This window comes from Chryseobacterium sp. AG363 (genome assembly GCF_003610675.1).
Taxonomy (GTDB): Bacteria; Bacteroidota; Bacteroidia; order Flavobacteriales; family Weeksellaceae; genus Chryseobacterium; species Chryseobacterium cucumeris.
Genome location: NZ_RAQF01000002.1, coordinates 2,448,325 through 2,469,165, shown reverse-complemented (window position 1 = coordinate 2,469,165; position 20,841 = coordinate 2,448,325). Strand labels below are relative to the sequence as shown.

Below are 20,841 nucleotides of genomic sequence, written 5' to 3'. Positions count from 1 at the left end.
AGATTATTTGTTGAGTGAATTAAAAATTGTATCCCAGTGTTAAACTGATATTGGTTCCTGTAAGTCTTTCAATAGCAAGAGCATCTTTGCTGTCATACTTGCCATTGTCATTCAGGTCATGGTAGAATTTAGCACGACGGTTCAGGATATCTGAAACATTCAGCTTGATCTCTCCCTTGTTGCTCCATAGTTTTTTAGCAAGCTGGAAATCCAGAAGAGGTCTAGGTGCTTCCCAGATTGGTGGAACCTGATCGTTTCCTACGTAAAGGATTCTTCTTCCGATCATGTTGAATAATAGCGTTGAAGACCATCCTGATTTTTCAGTGTCATACTGAAGACTTAGGTTAACAGTATATGGAGATTGTCCCTGCATTGGTCTGTCAATATTGGTAGCTTCGTCTGTTACTCTGTTTTTGATTAATGCTACGTTTCCACCAAGGGTAAAGTTTTTAAGAGCACTTACAAAATCCAGTTTTTTTCTGGCTTCAACTTCCAATCCATAAGCATCCGCTTTATCTACGTTAAGGTAGTTGAAAGTGTTACTTGTTCCTACTCCTGATTGGTTGAAGTATAGTTCGATCGGTTTTTTGAAGTTTTTATAGAAACCTGCCACGGATATAATTTCCCCGTTTCTTGGGTAGAATTCCCAACGAAGATCGGCACTCGTTATTTTAGTTCTTTCGATAGATTTGTTACCGATTACAGTTGCTCCAAGGTCAAAATCATAATATGCCAAAGGAGAAACCTCTCTGAATTCCGGTCTTACAACAGTTTGTGAACCCGCAAGACGGATATTCATTTTAGGATTTACCTTGAATGTCAAGTTAACAGCAGGTAAAAAGTCTGTAACGCGTGTATTTACAAAACGGTCATCACTCTTTTTTGTGCTACCTACCAACTGGTCAAAGTTCTCCACTCTTAATCCCCAGACAGCTCTTAACCATGGTGTGAAGTTATTGTCAAACTGTAAATACCCTGCGTTAAGAATCGTGTTAGCAATATATCTGTACTGGTTTCCAGCAATTTCATCAAATGTAAATCCTCCGTTAGTTCCGAAATTACCAGGATTGAAGATGGTTTCAAAAGGCTGGGAAAGTAATCCCTGATTGAAGTTTTCAAGTCTTACAGAGAATGGTCTTGAGTTGTATATTCTGTCTTTAACCTGGAATAAATAACCTCCTTTGATCGTTTGTTTTTGTCCGAACATCGTAAACGTCTTGGATACGTCACCTCCTGCATTATACAGATAGTCGCTCAGAGTAGAGTAGAATACACTTCCTGATTTTTGGGAAAGACCGTTGGAAATCAAAGCTAAATAAGGACTTCCCGGCATATTTGTATATTGGTTATACTGTAAACGCTGCAGCAAAGGAATGTATTGATCAAGGATTCCGAAACTTCCGTACCAGTTTACGGTCAATCCGCCAAGAACATCAATTTTATGATTACCGGAAAGGGTAGAGTTATAGAAAGTAGTTTCTTTAAATCCAATTTCCCTTGCCATGATATTGGTACCGTTAATCGGATCAAATTCAAAGTCCTTTCCTGTTCTGAAGGACATGTGGTTTACTGTATTATTAGTAATGATATTCTTCAGGGAAATTTTGTTGTTGTTGTTCAGCTTTAAAGAAAGGTTCAGCATCCCTCCTAAAATAATATCATTGCTGTATTTTTCTGTAAAATAATCGAAGTTGGTATCAGCAAGCTGGTTGTTGATGGTAAAGAAACGGTTGGTAGACTCTGTTCTTCTTTTGTTGTTACTATAGTTTAAAACAGCAATTACTCCTAAATCTTTTCCGAATAATTTCGTATTGAAACCTCCGTCAAGTTGTAAACTTAAGTTTTCAGGATAACCGATACTGTTGTATCCAAGATTCTTTGTATATCCTTTACCAATCTCTGTTTTCTGTGCTTCAGTCAGAATACTGAAAGCATTTTTTGCAGGCATATTGGTAGGAAGTTTTCTGTAACCGTCATCGATTCCTAAAAAGTCCCACTTTCCTCCTTTCTGCATATGGAATTCCTGTCCCATAGTAGCGGTGTTTCCACCTACACCTACCTGTACATTGAAGAAATTTTTATTAGGAATGTCTTTCGTATTTACCTGAATCAATGCACCGCCCCATTCACCTGTATATTCAGGAATGAACGTTTTGTTGATAACAAGGGTTTCGATAACATTCGCAGGGAAAAGGTCAAAAGAGAAAGTCTTTCTGTCAGGCTCCGTGCTGGATAACTGAATACCATTCAGCATCGCCTGGTTATAACGGTCTGATAAACCTCTTACTACAATATATTTTCCGTCAAATAAACTCACTCCGGAAACTCTTTTCAGAACTTCACCTGTGTTCCTGTCCGGACTTCTTTTGATCGCTTCAACACCAATAACCTGAGAAACTACACCTGCGTTCTTTTGTAAACCGATGGTAGAGGCTATGGTTTCTTTTCTTGCATTTGATTTTATGACAACTCCCTCAATTTCTTTTTCTTTGGTAGATGGTTTATCCAGAACGATGTCAAGATGAGTATTACCTTCATTCTTTATAATAACCTCACTGATCTCTTTTCTGTTATACCCGTTGGAACTTACCGTTACGATGTAATTGGCTCCGGGAGAAAGGTTGATAGAGTAGTATCCGGAAATGTCAGTAGTTACTTCCTGGCCATTTACTTTTACTTTTACCCCTTCTATAGGAGAATTGTCTTTCTCGTCCAATACCCTACCTTCCAAAATCTGACTTTGTGCAAAAGCATAGCCAGCAGAAAACAAGGCAAGTAGCATGATGCTCTTGTGGAGTTGTTTTTTCATTATTACTTCTTTTACTTCTTTTTCAAGGGCAAAATAAAGGCTAAGTTTTTAAGAAAACTTTAGGAGAATCTTAATTAATTATGAAGTTTGTATTAACAGGACCGTGACTTTTATACTTATCGATGTTTAATTTATATAATTATAATTTTTGTTTTAATGTTAATTATTATTCCTTATATTTGATTTGTGTGTAATTATTTGTTAGTTTTTTTATTGATTTTGTAATTACTGTTTAAAATGTTGTTTTTTAATAATTAGTTAACATTTGGCAGATAGATGAAATCAATTGAAATAATTAATTTTGTGGGAATTCTTAAACTAGAAGATGAGCAAAAAAATTCTTTTAATAGACGATGAACTGGACATTTTAGAGATTCTGTCTTACAATTTGGAAAAGGAAGGGTATGATATCTATACCGCTACCAATGGTAACGAAGGTATAGAAAAAGCGAAGGAAATTGTTCCGGATCTTATCTTATTAGATGTCATGATGCCTGAAAAAGATGGTATAGAAACCTGTCAGGAACTTCGTAAAGTGAAAGAACTGCAAAAAACACTTATTGTGTTCCTTTCTGCAAGAAGCGAAGAGTTTTCTCAATTAGCAGGTTTTCAGGCAGGAGCCAATGATTACATTGTAAAACTGATCAAGCCGAAAATCCTTATTTCTAAAGTGAATGCATTATTACAGCTAACCTCTCAGGTGTCTGACAATGCAAAACTTATTGAAATCGGTGACCTTGTTATCGATAAAGATAACTTCAGAGTTTCCAAAAGCGGACAGCAATTTCTTCTTCCCAAAAAAGAATTTGATTTGCTTTACCTTTTGGCTTCCAATACTGAAAAAGTTTTCAAAAGAGAAGAGATTCTGGAGAAAGTTTGGGGTAATGATGTGATTGTAGGGGAAAGAACTATTGATGTTCACATCAGAAGACTAAGAGAAAAACTAGGAATCAATACGATTCAGACATTAAAAGGGATTGGATATAAACTGATCGTTTAATTATTTAAAAATCTTAACTTTACGTTCAATCATTAAAACGTTGTAAAATTGAAATTTTACAGACTTACCCTCGTTGCCTCGTGTCTGCTGACACTGGTAATGCTCCTTTTAGGGGTCGTATTCGATTCGCTGAAAGATATCTATTATGAGACCCCTTTGTTCAAAACGGGTCTTTTCATCTGTATTATTCTGATCTTCCTGATCAACTGTGTAGTACTGGAACTCCTTTTCAATTACTACAGCAGAAAACAGGTTAAAGGCCTTTCCGGATTTCTGCCGCAGGAAATAGTGCAGAATCACGACGAAAATATCACCATCAAAGAATTAGGCGAAAGATTCTCAGATCTGAATCAACAGCAGGTATCAGAAATTGATATGATGAAAGAGATGGAAAGTTATCGTAAAGAATACATCGGAAATGTTTCTCATGAGCTTAAAACTCCATTATTTTCTATTCAGGGATATGTAGAGACTTTAAGAGATGGCGGAGTGGATAATCTTACCATCCGCGACAAATATCTCGAAAGAATTGATAAATCGGTAGAAAGACTGATCGCTATTGTGACAGATCTTGATATGATCAACAGGCTGGAAGCCGGTGAAATCAATCTTACTGTTTCAAAATTTGATGTCAACCTTCTGATCAAGGAAATCTTCGACTTACTTGATCTTGAAGCCGAAAAAAGAAATACAACATTACAGATTCAGACTCTTCATCCACAGATCTTTGTAGAAGCCGATAAACAGAAAATTTCTCAGGTTTTTATTAATCTGATCTCCAATGCCATTCATTATGCCAACAGACAGGAAGCGAAAGTGATCGTAAAAACCAGCATTCTGAAAAATAAGGTGCTGATAGAGGTGATAGATAACGGAATGGGAATAAAATCTGAAATTCTTCCAAGAATCTTCGAAAGATTTTATCGTGTGGAAACCAGCAGAAGCAGAAGAGAAGGCGGTTCAGGACTTGGATTGGCCATTGTAAAGCACATCCTTGAAGCACACAATGAAAACATTACCGTAGAAAGTGTTTACCTTGAAGGGACGAAGTTCAGTTTTATGCTCGAAAAAAGTAAATAATTCCGGCAAAATGTAAGAAAAAAAAATATTTTAAAAAATCCTGAAATATTTTTTTGTCACATGTCATTTATTATATATTTGCAACAGAGATTTATCATAATTATAAAGGCAAAAAAGTAATTTAAGAAACTGATATGGTTTACAAAATCCGCGTAATATTAGATGCGAAAGAGGATATTTTCCGTGATGTCGAAGTTAAGGGAAAACAAACGTTATGGAACTTACATTTAGGAATTAAAAGTGCATTCAGTCTGCAGGGAGATGAGCTTTCTACTTTTAATCTGTTAGAAGATGACGGAACAATCGTAAAAAGTGTCCCATTGGAAGATATGAGTGATGATGGTGATGGTGAGATCATGTCAGATGTTTATATAGATGAAGCTTTTGAAAACGTAGGCGACAAAGCACAGTTCCAGTATGGGCTTCTTGATCTTTGGGAGTTCTTCTGCGAGCTTGTAGAAGTTATTGAAGAAACAAAAGGAGTTAATTATCCTATTACCGTATACAGATTCGGAAACGTTCCTTTAAAGGCTCCTAGCAAAAACGGAGGTGCCGGAGGTGGCAAAAAGAAATCAGCAATGCCGTTGGTAGATGATGAGTTTGGTTTTGATGACGATTTCGTAGCGGGTGGAAACTTTTCGGATGAAGATGATGACAGCTTTGATGATGAGGAAGAAGAAGATTACAATGACGATGTCTTTGATGATGAGGATGACAATGATGATGAAAGATAATCATACAATATACTGGCCCTGGATTTAGATCCAGGGCTTTTTTATGCTAAATAAAGCAAATTACCATTCTGCTTTTAACGATTTTGCCTTTTTACCCTTTTACCCCAAAAACAATCCTTATTTTTGTTAAAAATAGTTTAATGAAAAAATTAATTTTGTTAGCTGTAATTGGTCTGGGAATTGTTTCCTGTACCACTCAAAAAAATATCAGGAAGATGACAGAACTGCCAAAAGATTGGAAACATACTACAAATATCTACGAAGTAAACATACGACAATATACTCAGGAAGGAACTTTCAGAGCATTTGCAAAAGAAATGCCCCGCCTGAAATCTATGGGAATAAAAACCCTTTGGTTTATGCCGATCACACCAATTGCCCAACAGAATAAAAAAGGAAGTATGGGCAGTCCTTATGCGGCTTCAGATTATACTTCCATTAATCCTGAATTCGGAACACTGCAGGATTTTAAAGATATGGTGAATGAGGCACACAGACTGGGATTCAAAGTAATCATTGACTGGGTAGCCAATCATACTGGCTGGGATCATGTTTGGACCAAAACACACCCTGAATTTTATCTTAAAGACCCCGACGGAAAATTCCATATTGCTTCCGGAATGGATGATATTATTGAATTGGATTATAAAAATCAGGAAATGCGTCTGGCCATGATAGATGCCATGAAATATTGGGTACAAGAAACCAATATTGATGGTTTCAGATGTGATCTTGCTTCATGGGTAGAAGTCGATTTCTGGGAACAGGCACGTCCTGAAGTGGAAAAAATAAAACCTCTTTTCTGGCTGGGAGAGTTCGATGAACTGGAAAGCCCGGAATATGGTAAAGTTTTCGACGCAAGTTATTCCTGGAAATGGATGCACAAATCTGCCGATTATTATAAAAAGAATGAACCTCTTCAGGAATTAAAAGATCTTTTGAGACAATATTCTAATATCGGAGATACATCGATGAGAGCCTGGTTTACCACAAATCATGATGAAAACTCGTGGAACGGAACAGAATATGAAAAATATGGAGTGATTACAAAGCCTATGGCAGTATTCTCTGCAACATGGAATGGTGTGCCATTATTATATTCCGGACAGGAACTTCCGAACATGAAGAGACTGGAATTTTTCGAGAAAGATGTTATTAAGTGGACCAATGCGTATCAGGTTGCTGATTTCTATAAAACACTATTGGATTTAAAAGCTGTCAACCCTGCTTTAAGAGGTGGAGATCCTAATGTAACTACCTATCTGCTGAATACCACAGCGAACGATAAAATTCTTGCTTATGTAAGGAAAAATGGAAAAGATGAATTACTGGTAGTTTTGAATATGTCAAAAGAACCTGTTAGCTTTTCTGTTGAAGACGAACACTTATCAGGAATATTCAGAAATGTTTTTGATAAAACGAAAAGAGATTTCAGTAATGGAAAAGACTTTAGTTTCAAAGTTTCTGATTATGCCGTATTTGAAAAGTAAGCAATAAAAACCTCTGAACTTCCGGTTGAAGCACTAATTATTAACAATTAGTCTTTTAGCGTACTCATTTCCCCTCCTCTGGAGGGGTGTCAAAATCACAGATTTTGACGGGGTGGTTTATCTGCCCTACAATAAAAATCCACCATTACAATGAACAAACAGGAAATAATCAATATCATCAAAGCAAAAGCTGCTGACAAAATCCAATACTTTGAAAACCTTATTGCAGAAACACGGGCTTCCAATAACGACACCAAAAGCTCAATGGGTGATAAATATGAAACCGGAAGAGAAATGCTTCAGCAGGAAATCAATAATTTGCAGAGACAGCTCAATGAAGTGCTGAATCAGCAGGCTGTTTTGCAGAAAATAACTTCTGATCCTTCGGAAAAAGTTCAGAACGGAGCTTTGGTAAAAACCGATAAAGGACTATTTTACGTAGCAGTTTCTATGGGAGAAATTATTTTTGAAAATCAGAAAATCATGACGGTTTCTGCAGAATCTCCTTTGGTGAAAATCATGTATAATAAAAAAGCAGGAGAAAATTTCATTGTCAACACCATTTATCAGACTATTGAAAATATATGGTAAAATTACGATCTGTTAGATTGCAGATATACAGTTGTTTAATAGAAAATAATCATTGTCTCTATAAAAAGCATTCATAAAAGTGGGTACTTTTTTTATTGGTTTTTACTAAATTTGGAACTTAAAATCTCATTCAAAATGCAAAACTACCTGGATCTTTTACAGCATATTTTAGACAACGGAACGGATAAAACTGATAGAACCGGCACTGGAACAAGAAGTGTTTTCGGCTATCAGCTGAGATATGATCTGTCAAAAGGATTTCCTTTGGTAACCACAAAAAAAGTGCATTTGAAATCCATTATCTATGAGTTACTTTGGTTTCTGAAAGGAGATACCAATATTAAATATCTTAAAGATAACGGAGTAAGTATCTGGGATGAATGGGCCAATGAAAATGGAGATCTTGGACCTGTTTATGGGGCGCAGTGGAGAAGCTGGAGTGGTGCAGACGGGAAAGTGGTAGATCAGATTACAGAAGTAATTGACCAGATTAAAAAAAATCCGGATTCCAGAAGACTTATCGTATCAGCATGGAATGTTGCAGAAATTCCTAACATGGCTTTGGCTCCTTGTCATGCCTTGTTCCAGTTCTACGTAGCTGATGGTAAATTATCGCTGCAGCTTTATCAGAGAAGTGCCGATGTTTTCCTTGGTGTACCGTTTAATATTGCAAGTTATGCATTGCTGCTGATGATGGTAGCGCAGGTATGTGATCTTGAAGTAGGGGATTATGTTCACAGCTTTGGAGATGTTCATATTTATAACAATCATTTTGAACAGGTAAACAGACAACTTGGAAGAGAGCCAAAAGCACTTCCGACTATGAAATTGAATCCTGACGTTAAAAATATCTTTGATTTCGATTTCGAAGACTTTATTTTAGAAAATTATGATCCGCATCCGGGGATCAAAGCTCCTGTAGCCATTTAATATTCTTACATCACTTTATTTTTTTTATTTACGTCTATTATTTTAACATGAGTAGACGGCATTATCTGTATCCATAAGTTGGAAATCAGAATATAAATACTTTAGCACACTTTCTTTTGGTAATTGTTTCTTACATTTGAAAGAACAACTCCGCTTCTTTGAATTCCTTTTTGCAGGGCCATTCACTGGCTGGTAGTAAATCATAAATTTGAAATGCTTAAAAATAAATTATGAAGTATTTAAAAATTAATATTGAAGAAAATGCAGATATTGAAGCACTGAAGAATGCAGTACTTCAGCTGAAAGGTGTGGCATCCGCAGAAATAGTGGATGACGAAAATCCTGAAAGTGAACTCAAAAAAGCTTTTGCAAAAACGAAGGAACAGCTTAAAACGGGTGACTATGAAACCCTAGTTAATGACATTTTCGATATAATCATAAAAAAATAATAAAGCAGACCGATGAGAAAGGCCATTTTATCAATCGCTATACTTGGAATTTTATGTTCCGCCAATGTATCAGCACAAACCGAAACTTCAGGAAGAGAAAAAGTGTACAGAGCTACCCACACGAAAGTAACGGAGCTTAAGCACACAAAACTGAAAGTGAATTTTGATTATCAGAAAGAACAGATGAATGGGGAAGAATGGCTTACCGCTTCACCTTACTTCTATGCCACCAATGAGCTTACCCTTGATGCAAAAGGAATGCTGATTCATGAAGTGGCTCTTGATAACAACGGCAAAATGTCTCCTTTAAAATACGAATATAAAGACGATATTCTAAAAATTACACTGGATAAAACCTATCAGAGAAATCAGGATTATACAGTTTACATCAAATATACCTCCCGCCCGAATGAAGTGAAACAACAGGGGAGCATGGCAATCAATGATGAGAAAGGGCTGTATTTCATAAACGCTCAGGGAAAAGATCCCAACACACCAACACAAATCTGGACACAGGGAGAAACAGAATCTTCTTCAGCATGGTTTCCTACTATTGATAAACCCAACCAAAAGACAACACAGGAAATCTATATGACAGTTCCTGATAAATATGTAACGCTTTCAAACGGTCTCATGAAAGATTCTAAAAAAGAATCCAATGGACTTAGAACCGATCATTGGGTGATGGACAAGAGACATTCTACTTATCTTTTCTTTATGGGCGTAGGAGAATATGCTGTTGTAAAAGACAAATGGAAAAACATTCCTGTTGATTATTATATTGAAAAGGAATACGAGCCTTATGCTAAACAGATCTACGGAAATACTCCGGAAATGATCGACTTTTTCTCCAAAAAACTGAATTATGACTATCCATGGGCGAAATATGCCCAGATTTCCGGAAGAGATTATGTAAGTGGTGCGATGGAAAATACCACAGCCACTCTTCATGGAAGTGATATCCTGCAGAAACCGGGGCAGCTTATCGATGAAAATACATGGGAAGATACCATTGCCCATGAACTGTTCCATCATTGGTTTGGAGATCTTGTTACAGCAGAAAGCTGGAGTAATCTTACCGTCAATGAATCCTTTGCTAACTATTCCGAATACCTTTGGAATGAATACAAATACGGAAAAGATCAGGCAGATTATCACCTGATGACAGATGTGAATAATTATCTTCACAACCCAACCGACTTTAATAAGAATCTGGTTAGGTTCAATTATGAATCCCGTGAAGACGTTTTTGACCTGGTAACCTATCAGAAGGGAGGAGGTATTTTAAATATGCTGAGAAACTATCTTGGAGATGATGCCTTCTTTGCCGGAATGAATGATTATCTGAAAACCAACGAATATCAGAATGCAGAAGCTCATCAATTAAGGCTTTCTTTTGAAAAAGTATCCGGTAAAGACCTGAACTGGTTCTTTAATCAATGGTATTTCGGAAACGGAAATCCGAAGATCAATTACACCTCCACATTTGAGCCCGTGAAAAAGCAGGTTGCTGTTACAATTAATCAAACACAGGAAAAACCATTTGAATTTCCTCTGGCGATTGATGTATATGACAACGGAAAACCTAAAAGATATAATGTTTGGGTAAATGCGGAATCAAAAAATACATTTAGTTTTGATGTTTCTAAAGCTCCTGATCTGGTAAATATTAATGCAGATGGTGTTTTATTAGCCGAAATCACCGATACTAAAACTCCGGAACAAAATCTGATGCAGTTTACCAATTCTAAAGAGTTCAAAAGCAGATATCTTGCTTTAAACGGAATTAAAGATCAGGCTGGGAAAAGTCCTGCTGTTGTAAAATTACTGGCTGCTGCATTAAAAGATCCTTTCTTCAGAGTAAGAATAAAAGCATTAAACTTAATAGACCTTACTAATCCTGAACAAATGAAAGCATTGGGTGCTGAAGTTGAAAAACTGGCTTCCAATGATCCGAAAACATTGACTCAAGCTGCAGCTATTACGGCTTTAGGAAAAACAAAAGATAAAAAATACCTTCCTTTATTTGAAAAAGGAGTGAATGCTGTTTCCAATGCAGTAAAAGGAAGTTCTTTGAGTGCGCTTCTTTCTATTGACCCGTCAAAAGCCAGCAATCTGGCTGATAAAATTGATATGAAAGGAGCATCAGACGAACTCAGAGCACAATTACTTCCGATTATTGTTAAAAACAAAATTACCTCTCAGATAGAAAATATTGCGCCTCTGGCTACTTTTTACCCCTTCATTAAATTCCAGAATCCGGAATTGGGAAAAGCGGCGGAAGACGGTTTCAACTGGATCATGACTTCCGATAACCTGAAAGCAACGGAAAGCATTACGAAAATAGCAGGATATGCCAAAAATCAGATGGCAGATAATCCACAAGCTAAAATGATGATGGTTCAGATGCTGAAAGATGGTTTGAGCAAAAAAATGGAACTGCTGAAACAGAATCCACAAAATGCAGCAAGTATCAACAAACAGATCGATGTCATCAATAAAGCCATCGAAAATTATAAATAAAAAGAAAGCCGGCAGATTTGCCGGCTTTCTTTTTATCGTTACGTGTACCTACATTGTCGGATTTTATTTTTAAATACATTGGTTTTTAACGATGTTGTAAAAATTAGCATTTTTTACGACTGTTTTTTGCATTATCTTTCATAAATTCGTTTAAAATTTGGACAATTATGAGTTTTGGAATTGAAGCAGCGGGTTATTATGTGCCTGGTTTATATTTGGAAATTAAGGATTTAGCAGAAAAAAGAGGAATAGAACCAGCAAAATTGGAAAAAGGCTTAGGTCTTCATAAAATGGGACTTTCTGATGTTCACGAAGATGCTGCCACCTTTGCAGCAGAAGCATTACTAAAGCTTATAAAAGACTATCAAATCAATCCTAAAGAAATAGCAAGAGTATACCTTGGTACAGAAAGCGCAGTGGACGCTGCAAAGCCTACAGCTTCCTATGCTGTACAAATGGTAGAAAAAGTATTGGAAGAAGAATTTGGAACAAGATGTTTCAGAAACTGTGACGTACTTGATATGACTTTTGCTTGTGTAGGAGGAGTAGATGCATTGCATAACGCGCTAGACTTTGTAAAAGTAAACCCTGATAAAAAAGCAGTCGTGATTGCCAGTGATTATGCAAAATATGAATTGGCTTCATCAGGAGAATATACACAAGGAGGTGGTGCTGTTGCTCTTTTGATTTCCTCAAAACCAGATCTTCTTGTAATAGAAAATAATTGGGGAGTTGCTTCAGAAAGTGTCTTTGATTTTTTCAAACCGAGAAGATCATATAATAAAGAAGACTTGAGTGGAGCTCCGGAAGCCTATCCCGAAAAGATTGAAATTTTCACGGATGAACCTGTTTTTGACGGACAATATTCTAACCAGTGCTATCAGGATAGAATAAAAGAAGCTTATTATCACTATAAAGAGCTAACAGGGCAGGATAAACCATATGAAAACTGGAAGTACATTATCTTTCATCTTCCTTATGCCTTCCATGGAAAAAGAGTTTTCACAGAAATATATAGTCTGGAGAATGGTCTTTCTTATGAAACTGTGGACGAACAGAAAGCAATTGCTAAGTCAGAAAATTATCTGAAACTAATTAATGATAAGATAGAAAAGACCCAGAGAGCTTCTTCTGAGATCGGAAATATGTACACGGCTTCTATTTTTATGGCATTTCTTTCCGCATTACAAACATCTTTTAATGAAAATGAAGAACTTACAGGAAAAGAAATTGGTTTTGTAGGTTATGGAAGTGGTTCAAAATCAAAGGTTTTTGCAGGAAAAGTGTCTGAAGGCTGGAGAAAAGTAGTAGAGAAATGGAATTTATTCGAAAAACTAAACCAAAGAACTTCTGTTGATTTTGATACCTATGAGAAACTTCACAGAAAACAATTGAAGGAATCTGTAAATAATCAATATAAAGGTTTTGGACTTGTTTCTATTGAGGCTGAAAATCCGGTTTTAATTGGAGCTAGGTATTATAGTTATCAGAAGTAAGATTATCTTCTATTAAATCATATAAAGCATCTCATATTTTGAGATGCTTTTCTTTTTTATCAATGGAAAAAAGCCTGTTGGTTTTCATGATTTTTATGCTTGGATTATTTTTAATTTTATGAGTGAAATGGTTAAAAAAATACAGGTAACATGTAGGTATACTTCTTATGTATTAACTAAATTCTGTAAATATTAAATTAACAGTTTTTAAATTTTAATCTCAGCGACCCTCTTTTAAAACAGGGTTCTGCGGATATAAAGGGGTGTTTTTTATATAAAATTTAAGAAAATAAGCCGTTTTTTTCTCTATTTTACTAAAAATTTAAAACTGATTTAATTCAAATTTTTAATCAAAAATTATTTTTGAGTTTATTTTTTTAATTTAATGTTTATTCTTTTAGTAAATTGATTTTAATTTTCAAATTTATTAAAATTCCGTTAATATATAAATTGACTTATTTTTTGTTAATTTTTTAAATGTAATTAAAATAATTCTCCATCATTTTTTAAGTATGAGTGTGAATCTCTCCTTTCTGGAAGCCTGTTTTCAGTGTTTAATGAATTGATGGTATAGATATTTATCTACATATTTGTCCCTTGAATATATTAAAATCTGTTAATATGAATGTGAAGTTACATGTATTAAGTGCAGGAGCTTTGTTTTTTTTAGGACAAGCTGCTTTTGCGCAAAAATCTAAGAATGATTCTGTTCTGAAGGAGAATAAGATCGATGAGGTAATCGTTACTGGATACCAGAAGAAAAAAGCAGATGAAATTACCCAGGCTCAGGCTGTTGTTGGGGGTGACGAAATCAGAAGAAACTCTCCTACAACATCTATTGGTAACTCTTTACAGGGTAGAGCATCAGGGGTATTTGTACAAAGTACTACCGGACAGCCAGGTGCTGCTGCTACCATTCAGGTAAGAGGTATTGCCGGTGTTGGTGGTTCTTCAGAGCCTACTTATGTAGTAAATGGTATGTATATGACTGCAAGACAGTTCAGTGCAATCAACCCTGCAGACGTAGAATCTATTTCAATTCTTAAAGATGCTGCTGCTACAGCACAGTATGGTGCGAGAGGTGCAAATGGGGTGGTTGTAGTAACTACTAAAGCCGGAAAAGCTGGGAAAACTCACTATTCATTCGAGACTAAGTTTGGTTTCAGTGAAAAGTTGAGAGACAAGAACTATACCATGATGAATTCCAGGGAGTTGATGGATTTCCAGAATCAATTAGGGTACCTTGGATTTAAACCAAGGACTCAACAAGAAATGGATGCACTTGCTGCCTATGATCACAACTGGCAAAAAGATCTGTTAAAGCCTTCAAGCATTCAATCTTACTTATTCAGTGCCCAGGGAGGATCTAGAGAAAGTACTTTCTATTACTCTTTAGGATATGATTCTGATAACGGGATTATCAGAGATATCGACGGACTTAAGAGATATACAGGTAACTTTGGATTTACCAATAAACTGAGTGAAAAACTAAACGTAGGGATTAACCTAGGTGTTCAGTATCAGGAAACTCAGAATTTCAGAGACAGAAACAATACGCAGAACCCATTTGGAGCAATGTATAAATATGCTCCATATGAGCCGGTTTATAACGCCGATGGAAGTTATAATCAGACAATGAGAGCTGGTTCTAACGTTGTTGAGCAGATCCGTAACTATAGATTAGATGATCAGAGACTGAGAATTCCGGTTACTTTATTCGCAGAATATAAAATTATCGATGGTCTGAAGTTTAAAACAAACTTTAACGGACTTTTTGATTGGTACATGGGAACTCAGTGGTTGAAAAAAGGTTCAAACCTGGATATTACAGTGAACAAAGTTCCAACAGGTTCATTGAACAAAAATTCATTCTATACCTTTAACTACACTTGGAATAACTCCATTAACTATAAAAAATCATATGGAGGCCACAACTTTGATTTCTTAGGATTTATCGAATATAACGATAACTACAATGAAACAATGAATGGCGGGGCTTACGGATTGAAATCTCCGGTAATCAATGTTCCATCTATTACAACACCTTCTGATAGAAATACATTTACCGGAGTTAAGGTAAGAAATACTTTATTCAGTTTAGCAGGTTTACTAAACTATGATTATGAAGGAAGATATTTGGTAACAGGGTCATTGAGAAGAGATGCTTCATCAAGATTTGGTGCCAATAACCAAAGTGGTATTTTCTGGTCTGCAAGTGCTGCCTGGAATATCGCGAAGGAAGACTTCATGAAAGGTGGGTTTATTAATGATTTAAAGCTTAGAGGATCTTACGGTACAACAGGTAACGATGGTACTTTGCCTGATTACTATAATGTCAATAATATCAGCTACGGTTTATATGGTACTAACGGTACTTCATATCCTAGTACGCTTTCACAAGGTAATTTTATTATTGGGAACAGTAATCTTAAATGGGAATCTAATGCGATTACCAACTTAGGGGTTGATTTCACAATGTGGAACAGAAGAGTTCGTGGATCCGTAGAAGTATATCAGAACAAGAGAAAAGATTTCGTACAGCTTGTGCCTTTGGATAAACAGGAAGGTGGATACTACCAGTATATTAATGCAGGAGATATGTCTCAGAAAGGTCTTGAAGTTGAACTTAGTGTAGATGTAATCAAGCAGAAAGATTTCCAATGGAATCTACATGCTAATATTTCTTTCCAGAAGTCTGTTCTTGACAAGTTAGCAGATGGCCAGTCGGAAAGAAATTTAGGAGATACTTATCTTAAAGTGGGAGAAACTCCATATGTATTCTATAATGTTAGATTTGCCGGAGTAGATCCAAGCAATGGAAAAGCATTATATTATGATAAAGCAGGAAATGTTACTGATGTTTACAGTGCTTCCAATGCAGTTCCTCTTACCGATAAATCTCCATTCCCAAAAAGTTTTGGTGGATTCGGAACTACAGTTCAATATAAAGGACTTGATTTCAGCGCTGATTTCGCATTTAAGCTAGGTGGATATACTTATAACAACATGTATGCTGCTGCTGTGGATCCAACGTTGGCTGTTGCAGGTAGAAATATGGCTCAGGCTGCTGCTCAGGTTTGGCAAAACCCTGGAGATACAGGAGTATTCCAGAAAGTTGACTCAAACGGTATGCGTGATTCTGATCAGTGGATTGAAAAATCAGATTACTTAAGATTAAGATCACTTACATTAGGATATACATTTGATAAAGCATTCCTTGGAGAAGGATCACCAATCAATAAGCTTAGAGCTTATGTACAGGGACAAAACTTATTTACAGTGACTAAATTCCACGGAGAACCTGAGGTTTCAGTAGGATCTGGTGAATCTACAGCATTGTTTGTTCCAGGAGCATATAACCTTTATACTTACCCTGCTGTAAGAACAATCTTGGTAGGACTGCAATTAGAATTTTAATATTGAATAGCTTTATGAAAAAGAATATAATAAAAATAAGTTTAGCTGCGTTAACCATGTTTGTTACGTTAACGTCTTGCGACAGAAATCTAGATCAAATCTCGTCAATCAATGAAGATCAGGAGCAGGCAATGACCAGACCTGAGACCTTCAGACAGGCTATGGATGGAGCCTATGCAGCTCTTAAAGGAGCTGGATATTATACCAGCGATACAGGAAACCAGCTTATCATGGGTGATCTTACCACTGATAATCTTGTTCGTACCACTACAGGAAGAAATACCAACTTTGCAGCATCAAACTTCGAATTCTCATCAGATAATTCACAGACAACAGGGTTGTATACTGCTGCTTATCTTGTGATCAGCAGAGCTAACTTTGTTTTGAAATACATCAATAACGGAGTATTATCTGGAACACAGAAAACAAATTTGGAAGCTGAAGCAAGAGCATTAAGAGCAATAGCTCATTTTGATATTGTAAGAGCATATTCTCAAATCCCAACTCAATCTGCAGGTGCTAAGAATACAATTGGAATTTATTATTCAGAGACCTATTCTCCTCTAAATAATACATCATCAAGAAATCTTACTGTTGATCAGGTATATGATAAAGTGATAGCAGATTTATTATTTGCGGCTGATAATATTACCCAAAATGATTTGGATAAAGGAAGATTGAGCAAAGCTGCCATCTACGGATTATTATCAAGAGTAAACCTTTACAGAGGAGACTATGCTAACACTATTAAATATGGTGAATTGGCATTAGGAATTTCTTCAAGTATTACTCTAAAATCTAATTTCTATAAGATTTGGAAAGAAAAAGAAGGAGATGTTAATGATGGAGTTTTATTCCAGGTATCAAATTCTGCAGCTGAGCAAAATACAGTAGGTGTTGCTTACAATCAAGCTGTTCCAGCTTTAAGATCAGAGTTTGTTGTAGATTATGACTTATATACTGCATATACAAATAATGATGTAAGAAAATCTGCTTATTTTACTACTGATGTATATAGTAAACAAAAGTATAATCATGTTACAAAATATGCAGGTATTACTGGTTTACCATCTAATATCGTTCCTGTAAGATATTTAAGAGGAGCAGAAGTGTTGCTAAACGTTGCTGAAGCATATTACAGAACAGGTAATGGAGCACAGGCTTTAGTTCTTTTAAATAAATTAAGAGCTGAAAGATATACTGTATTTACTCCTGGTACAGAAACAGGACAGGCTCTTTTAGATGCGATCCTGAAAGAAAGAAGATTGGAGCTTGCATTTGAAAATGACAGATGGTATACATTGAAGAGATTAAACCTTCCTGTTCAGAGATCAGGTAAAGGAGATCTTTTTGACGGTACAGGTACTCCTGCTGTTGCACAGACTCTTGCAGCTGGAAGCTTCAAGTGGCAGTGGCCAATTCCTATTTCTGCTATTCAGGCAAACCCGAACATTAAGCAGAATGATCAGTATTAAAATTTAATTTTTAATAATATAGACGAAGAGCCCTATTCAATAGGGCTCTTTTTTATTGATATTTTATAAATAAGTTATCTCATGACCATACGATCCTGGTAACTTTTCGGAGTGACTCCTTCCAGTTGCTTAAATACCCTTGTAAAATAATTGGTATCAGAAAAACCTGTCTGAAAAGCGGTTTCCTTGATACTGGTCTGGCTGGCTAATAATTCCTTTGCTCTGGTAATTCTCTCCTGCAGAATAAAATCATTAGGAGAAGTACCCAGTTCGTCTTTGAACATTTTAAAGAAATTAGACTTGCTTACATAAGCCAGTTTGGCAATACTGTCAATAGACAATTTCTGGTGCAGATTTCTTTTAATATAATCTACCACAAATCCAATTCTCGATTTATTTTTAACAATATTCTTTTCCACCATGCCTCTTGCCTGAGTCTGCATCAATCTTATCAGAAGTTCTTTCAGTGCAAAATCTGCCATGATATCCTTTTGTGAGTTATCATCCATGGCAATTCTCATGATATTGTTGGTAGCAGAAGCCAGCGATTTATTATTAAACAGAAAATACTCATCCAGCTGAATATTCCATTGCGAAGTTTCATCCACCTTTGGAAGATGATAATTGAGATAATTAAGAGAATCCTCAATAAAATCAGGATTGAGACTTAAAGAAATACACTGTGTAGGCGTTTCATCCGCTTCCGGAAAATCAATCACCATCGTTTCTCCCGGTGCTACCAGAATACTTTCCCCCGGATAGTAATCAAAATAATTGGTCTTCTTATCCAGTTTCATATGTTTTTTACCTCTCAGCATTGCTGTAAATGCAATATTTTCAAAATGAAGTTTTACATTAAAAGCAGCCTTATGAGTCTCATAAATACTAAACTCACAATTATTTAGATTGAATTTCGTCTGGTTTTCAACAAGACTCAATAGTTGGTTTTCCTTACGTAATTCAGGAGTATTTAATAAAATCTTACTATTGTTATTCATTTCTAAATTTTTTTGAATCGGAGGTAACTCAAATATAGAAAATTTGAGAGTATGTTGCTGTTAATAAAATACTAAAATTGAACTCCTTGCACTATTTTCCACTTTTTTTATACGATTGTGCTATACTCTTTTTGGCTTCTCAGTGTAATTTGGCGTTATCGAAAAAATAAAAACAATACTAATATGAGCACTATTACAGAACCAAGATCAACCACACTTTTACAGCGTCCGGAATTTAAAAACAGATACGATAACTATATTGACGGGAAATTCACTCCACCTGTTAAAGGACAATATTTTGACGTAGTTTCTCCGGTTGATGGGAAAAAATTTACTCAGGTAGCCCATTCGTCCAAAGAAGATTTGGAGCTAGCGGTAGATGCCGCTGAAAAAGCATTTCAGACATGGAAGAATACTTCCTCCACAGAAAGAAGCATCATTCTGAATAAAATTGCAGACAGAATAGAACAAAACTTAGAATATCTGGCTACAGTAGAAACAATAGATAACGGAAAAGCAGTAAGGGAAACATTGGCAGCGGATTTACCTTTAGCCATTGATCATTTCAGATACTTTGCTTCAGTAATCCGTGCTGATGAAGGATCGCATAACGAGCTGGACAAAGACACTGTTTCCTTAATTGTTCACGAACCTCTTGGAGTGATTGCTCAGATCATTCCATGGAACTTCCCGATACTGATGGCAGTATGGAAACTGGCTCCCGCATTGGCTGCAGGAAACTGCGTCGTGTTGAAACCGGCAGAAAGTACACCTGTTTCCATTATGGTTTTAATGGAATTCATCGGTGACCTTTTACCGGCAGGAGTTATTAATATTGTTAACGGATTTGGAGCAGAACTTGGAAGAGCTCTCGTTACTAATCCGAAAGTAGCAAAAGCAGCATTTACCGGTTCTACCGCTACAGGAAGACTTGTAATGCAATATGCTACAGAAAATATTATTCCGGTAACGTTGGAATTGGGAGGAAAATCCCCTAACGTTTTTTTCAATTCAGTAATGGATGCAGATGATGAATTTTTAGATAAAGCCATAGAAGGAGCCGTTCTTTTTGCCCTGAATCAGGGAGAGATCTGTACATGTCCTTCAAGACTTCTTGTTCAGGAAGGAATTGCAGATGCCTTTATCGAAAGAGTAATCGAAAGAGTAAAAGCCATCAAAGTAGGAAACCCACTGGATAAAACCGTGATGATGGGAGCACAGGCTTCACAGATTCAGAAAGATAAAATCCTCTCTTACATTCAATTGGGAATAGAAGAAGGAGCAGAAGTGCTTGTAGGAGGAGCTGTAAACAACCTGGGTGAAGATCTTGAAGGCGGCTACTACATCCAGCCTACGATTTTCAAAGGAAACAACAAAATGAGAATCTTCCAGGAAGAAATTTTCGGCCCGGTGCTGGCATTTACCACTTTCAAAGATGAAGAAGAAGCTGTAAAAATTGCCAATGATACCATCTACGGTCTTGGAGCCGGAGTCTGGACGAGAGATGCTCACCAGTTGTACAATATTCCACGCCAGATTGAAGCAGGAAGAGTATGGGTAAACCAATATCACTCTTATCCGGCCGGAGCACCTTTCGGGGGTTATAAACAATCAGGAATTGGAAGAGAAAACCATAAAATGATGCTTGATCACTACCGTCAAACCAAAAACATGCTGATTTCTTATAACAAGAATAAGCTAGGTTTCTTTTAATATTATTTAGGACGTGCCCGATTGCCTTGGCTTTTTCCAGGGCAACACGGTCGGGCTATCCAGGGCTGCACTTCGTTTCGGTGCTCCATTGCATTTCGCACCGGCTCGTTCCTCGCCGCCCTTCCTATCCCTCACG

Annotated in this window: 14 protein-coding genes; 12 read left to right on the top strand and 2 right to left on the bottom strand. The window is 36.3% G+C overall.

From position 1 onward, the window contains the following. Nucleotides 1–19: 19 nt before the first annotated feature. A complete protein-coding gene (locus tag DEU39_RS11140) occupies nt 20–2,809 on the bottom strand; it encodes a TonB-dependent receptor (protein WP_062674286.1) in 2,790 nt (929 codons plus the stop codon). 325 nt (nt 2,810–3,134) lie between these two features. On the opposite strand from DEU39_RS11140, the gene DEU39_RS11135 reads away from it, so the two are divergent. The 11 genes from DEU39_RS11135 to DEU39_RS11085 all read left to right on the top strand — a co-directional run bounded on the left by DEU39_RS11135 (nt 3,135) and on the right by DEU39_RS11085 (nt 17,994). Continuing rightward, a complete protein-coding gene (locus DEU39_RS11135) occupies nt 3,135–3,809 on the top strand; it encodes a response regulator (RefSeq protein WP_002977493.1) in 675 nt (224 codons plus the stop codon). A gap of 48 nt (nt 3,810–3,857) precedes the next feature. Then, on the top strand, nt 3,858–4,889 hold the full coding sequence (locus DEU39_RS11130; protein WP_047434197.1) for a sensor histidine kinase: 1,032 nt from the start codon (nt 3,858–3,860) through the stop codon (nt 4,887–4,889). Nucleotides 4,890–5,023: 134 nt separating this feature from the next. Then, complete coding sequence (locus DEU39_RS11125; RefSeq protein WP_062674287.1) at nt 5,024–5,623, top strand: IS1096 element passenger TnpR family protein; 600 nt, start codon at nt 5,024–5,026, stop codon at nt 5,621–5,623. A gap of 140 nt (nt 5,624–5,763) precedes the next feature. Next, nucleotides 5,764–7,113: an alpha-amylase family glycosyl hydrolase gene (locus tag DEU39_RS11120; RefSeq protein WP_120231973.1), complete on the top strand. Its 1,350-nt coding sequence runs from the start codon at nt 5,764–5,766 to the stop codon at nt 7,111–7,113. Between the two features lie 150 nt (nt 7,114–7,263). Beyond that, the gene (locus DEU39_RS11115) at nt 7,264–7,704 is read left to right on the top strand and encodes a hypothetical protein (RefSeq protein ID WP_062674289.1); all 441 of its coding nucleotides are present in this window, start codon (nt 7,264–7,266) and stop codon (nt 7,702–7,704) included. A 135-nt stretch (nt 7,705–7,839) separates the two neighbouring features. Then, a complete protein-coding gene (locus DEU39_RS11110) occupies nt 7,840–8,634 on the top strand; it encodes a thymidylate synthase (RefSeq protein WP_062674291.1) in 795 nt (264 codons plus the stop codon). A gap of 230 nt (nt 8,635–8,864) precedes the next feature. Beyond that, nucleotides 8,865–9,083 carry a hypothetical protein gene (locus DEU39_RS11105; protein WP_062674294.1) on the top strand — a complete coding sequence of 73 codons (219 nt, stop codon included), beginning with the start codon at nt 8,865–8,867 and terminating at the stop codon, nt 9,081–9,083. Nucleotides 9,084–9,095: 12 nt separating this feature from the next. After that, complete coding sequence (locus tag DEU39_RS11100) at nt 9,096–11,606, top strand: M1 family metallopeptidase (protein ID WP_120231972.1); 2,511 nt, start codon at nt 9,096–9,098, stop codon at nt 11,604–11,606. A gap of 167 nt (nt 11,607–11,773) precedes the next feature. After that, nucleotides 11,774–13,102: a hydroxymethylglutaryl-CoA synthase family protein gene (locus DEU39_RS11095; RefSeq protein ID WP_120231971.1), complete on the top strand. Its 1,329-nt coding sequence runs from the start codon at nt 11,774–11,776 to the stop codon at nt 13,100–13,102. A gap of 621 nt (nt 13,103–13,723) precedes the next feature. Beyond that, complete coding sequence (locus tag DEU39_RS11090; protein ID WP_062674300.1) at nt 13,724–16,519, top strand: SusC/RagA family TonB-linked outer membrane protein; 2,796 nt, start codon at nt 13,724–13,726, stop codon at nt 16,517–16,519. Nucleotides 16,520–16,533: 14 nt separating this feature from the next. Beyond that, nucleotides 16,534–17,994, top strand: coding sequence for a RagB/SusD family nutrient uptake outer membrane protein (locus DEU39_RS11085; RefSeq protein WP_062674302.1), 1,461 nt, complete (start codon nt 16,534–16,536; stop codon nt 17,992–17,994). Between the two features lie 74 nt (nt 17,995–18,068). On the opposite strand, the gene DEU39_RS11080 is transcribed toward DEU39_RS11085, so the two are convergent. Next, nucleotides 18,069–18,992: a helix-turn-helix domain-containing protein gene (locus tag DEU39_RS11080; RefSeq protein ID WP_120231970.1), complete on the bottom strand. Its 924-nt coding sequence runs from the start codon at nt 18,990–18,992 to the stop codon at nt 18,069–18,071. A gap of 183 nt (nt 18,993–19,175) precedes the next feature. On the opposite strand from DEU39_RS11080, the gene DEU39_RS11075 reads away from it, so the two are divergent. Further along, nucleotides 19,176–20,705, top strand: coding sequence for an aldehyde dehydrogenase family protein (locus tag DEU39_RS11075; RefSeq protein ID WP_120231969.1), 1,530 nt, complete (start codon nt 19,176–19,178; stop codon nt 20,703–20,705). The last annotated feature ends 136 nt before the right edge of the window (nt 20,706–20,841 follow it).

Excerpts from the sequence above, each read along its gene's own strand:
- DEU39_RS11140 (WP_062674286.1), bottom strand. The coding sequence starts at position 2,809 with ATGAAAAAACAACTCCACAAGAGCATCATGCTACTTGCCTTGTTTTCT.
- DEU39_RS11135 (WP_002977493.1), top strand. The coding sequence starts at position 3,135 with ATGAGCAAAAAAATTCTTTTAATAGACGATGAACTGGACATTTTAGAG.
- DEU39_RS11125 (WP_062674287.1), top strand. The coding sequence starts at position 5,024 with ATGGTTTACAAAATCCGCGTAATATTAGATGCGAAAGAGGATATTTTC.
- DEU39_RS11120 (WP_120231973.1), top strand. The coding sequence starts at position 5,764 with ATGAAAAAATTAATTTTGTTAGCTGTAATTGGTCTGGGAATTGTTTCC.
- DEU39_RS11115 (WP_062674289.1), top strand. The coding sequence starts at position 7,264 with ATGAACAAACAGGAAATAATCAATATCATCAAAGCAAAAGCTGCTGAC.
- DEU39_RS11110 (WP_062674291.1), top strand. The coding sequence starts at position 7,840 with ATGCAAAACTACCTGGATCTTTTACAGCATATTTTAGACAACGGAACG.
- DEU39_RS11105 (WP_062674294.1), top strand. The coding sequence starts at position 8,865 with ATGAAGTATTTAAAAATTAATATTGAAGAAAATGCAGATATTGAAGCA.
- DEU39_RS11100 (WP_120231972.1), top strand. The coding sequence starts at position 9,096 with ATGAGAAAGGCCATTTTATCAATCGCTATACTTGGAATTTTATGTTCC.
- DEU39_RS11095 (WP_120231971.1), top strand. The coding sequence starts at position 11,774 with ATGAGTTTTGGAATTGAAGCAGCGGGTTATTATGTGCCTGGTTTATAT.
- DEU39_RS11090 (WP_062674300.1), top strand. The coding sequence starts at position 13,724 with ATGAATGTGAAGTTACATGTATTAAGTGCAGGAGCTTTGTTTTTTTTA.
- DEU39_RS11085 (WP_062674302.1), top strand. The coding sequence starts at position 16,534 with ATGAAAAAGAATATAATAAAAATAAGTTTAGCTGCGTTAACCATGTTT.
- DEU39_RS11080 (WP_120231970.1), bottom strand. The coding sequence starts at position 18,992 with ATGAATAACAATAGTAAGATTTTATTAAATACTCCTGAATTACGTAAG.
- DEU39_RS11075 (WP_120231969.1), top strand. The coding sequence starts at position 19,176 with ATGAGCACTATTACAGAACCAAGATCAACCACACTTTTACAGCGTCCG.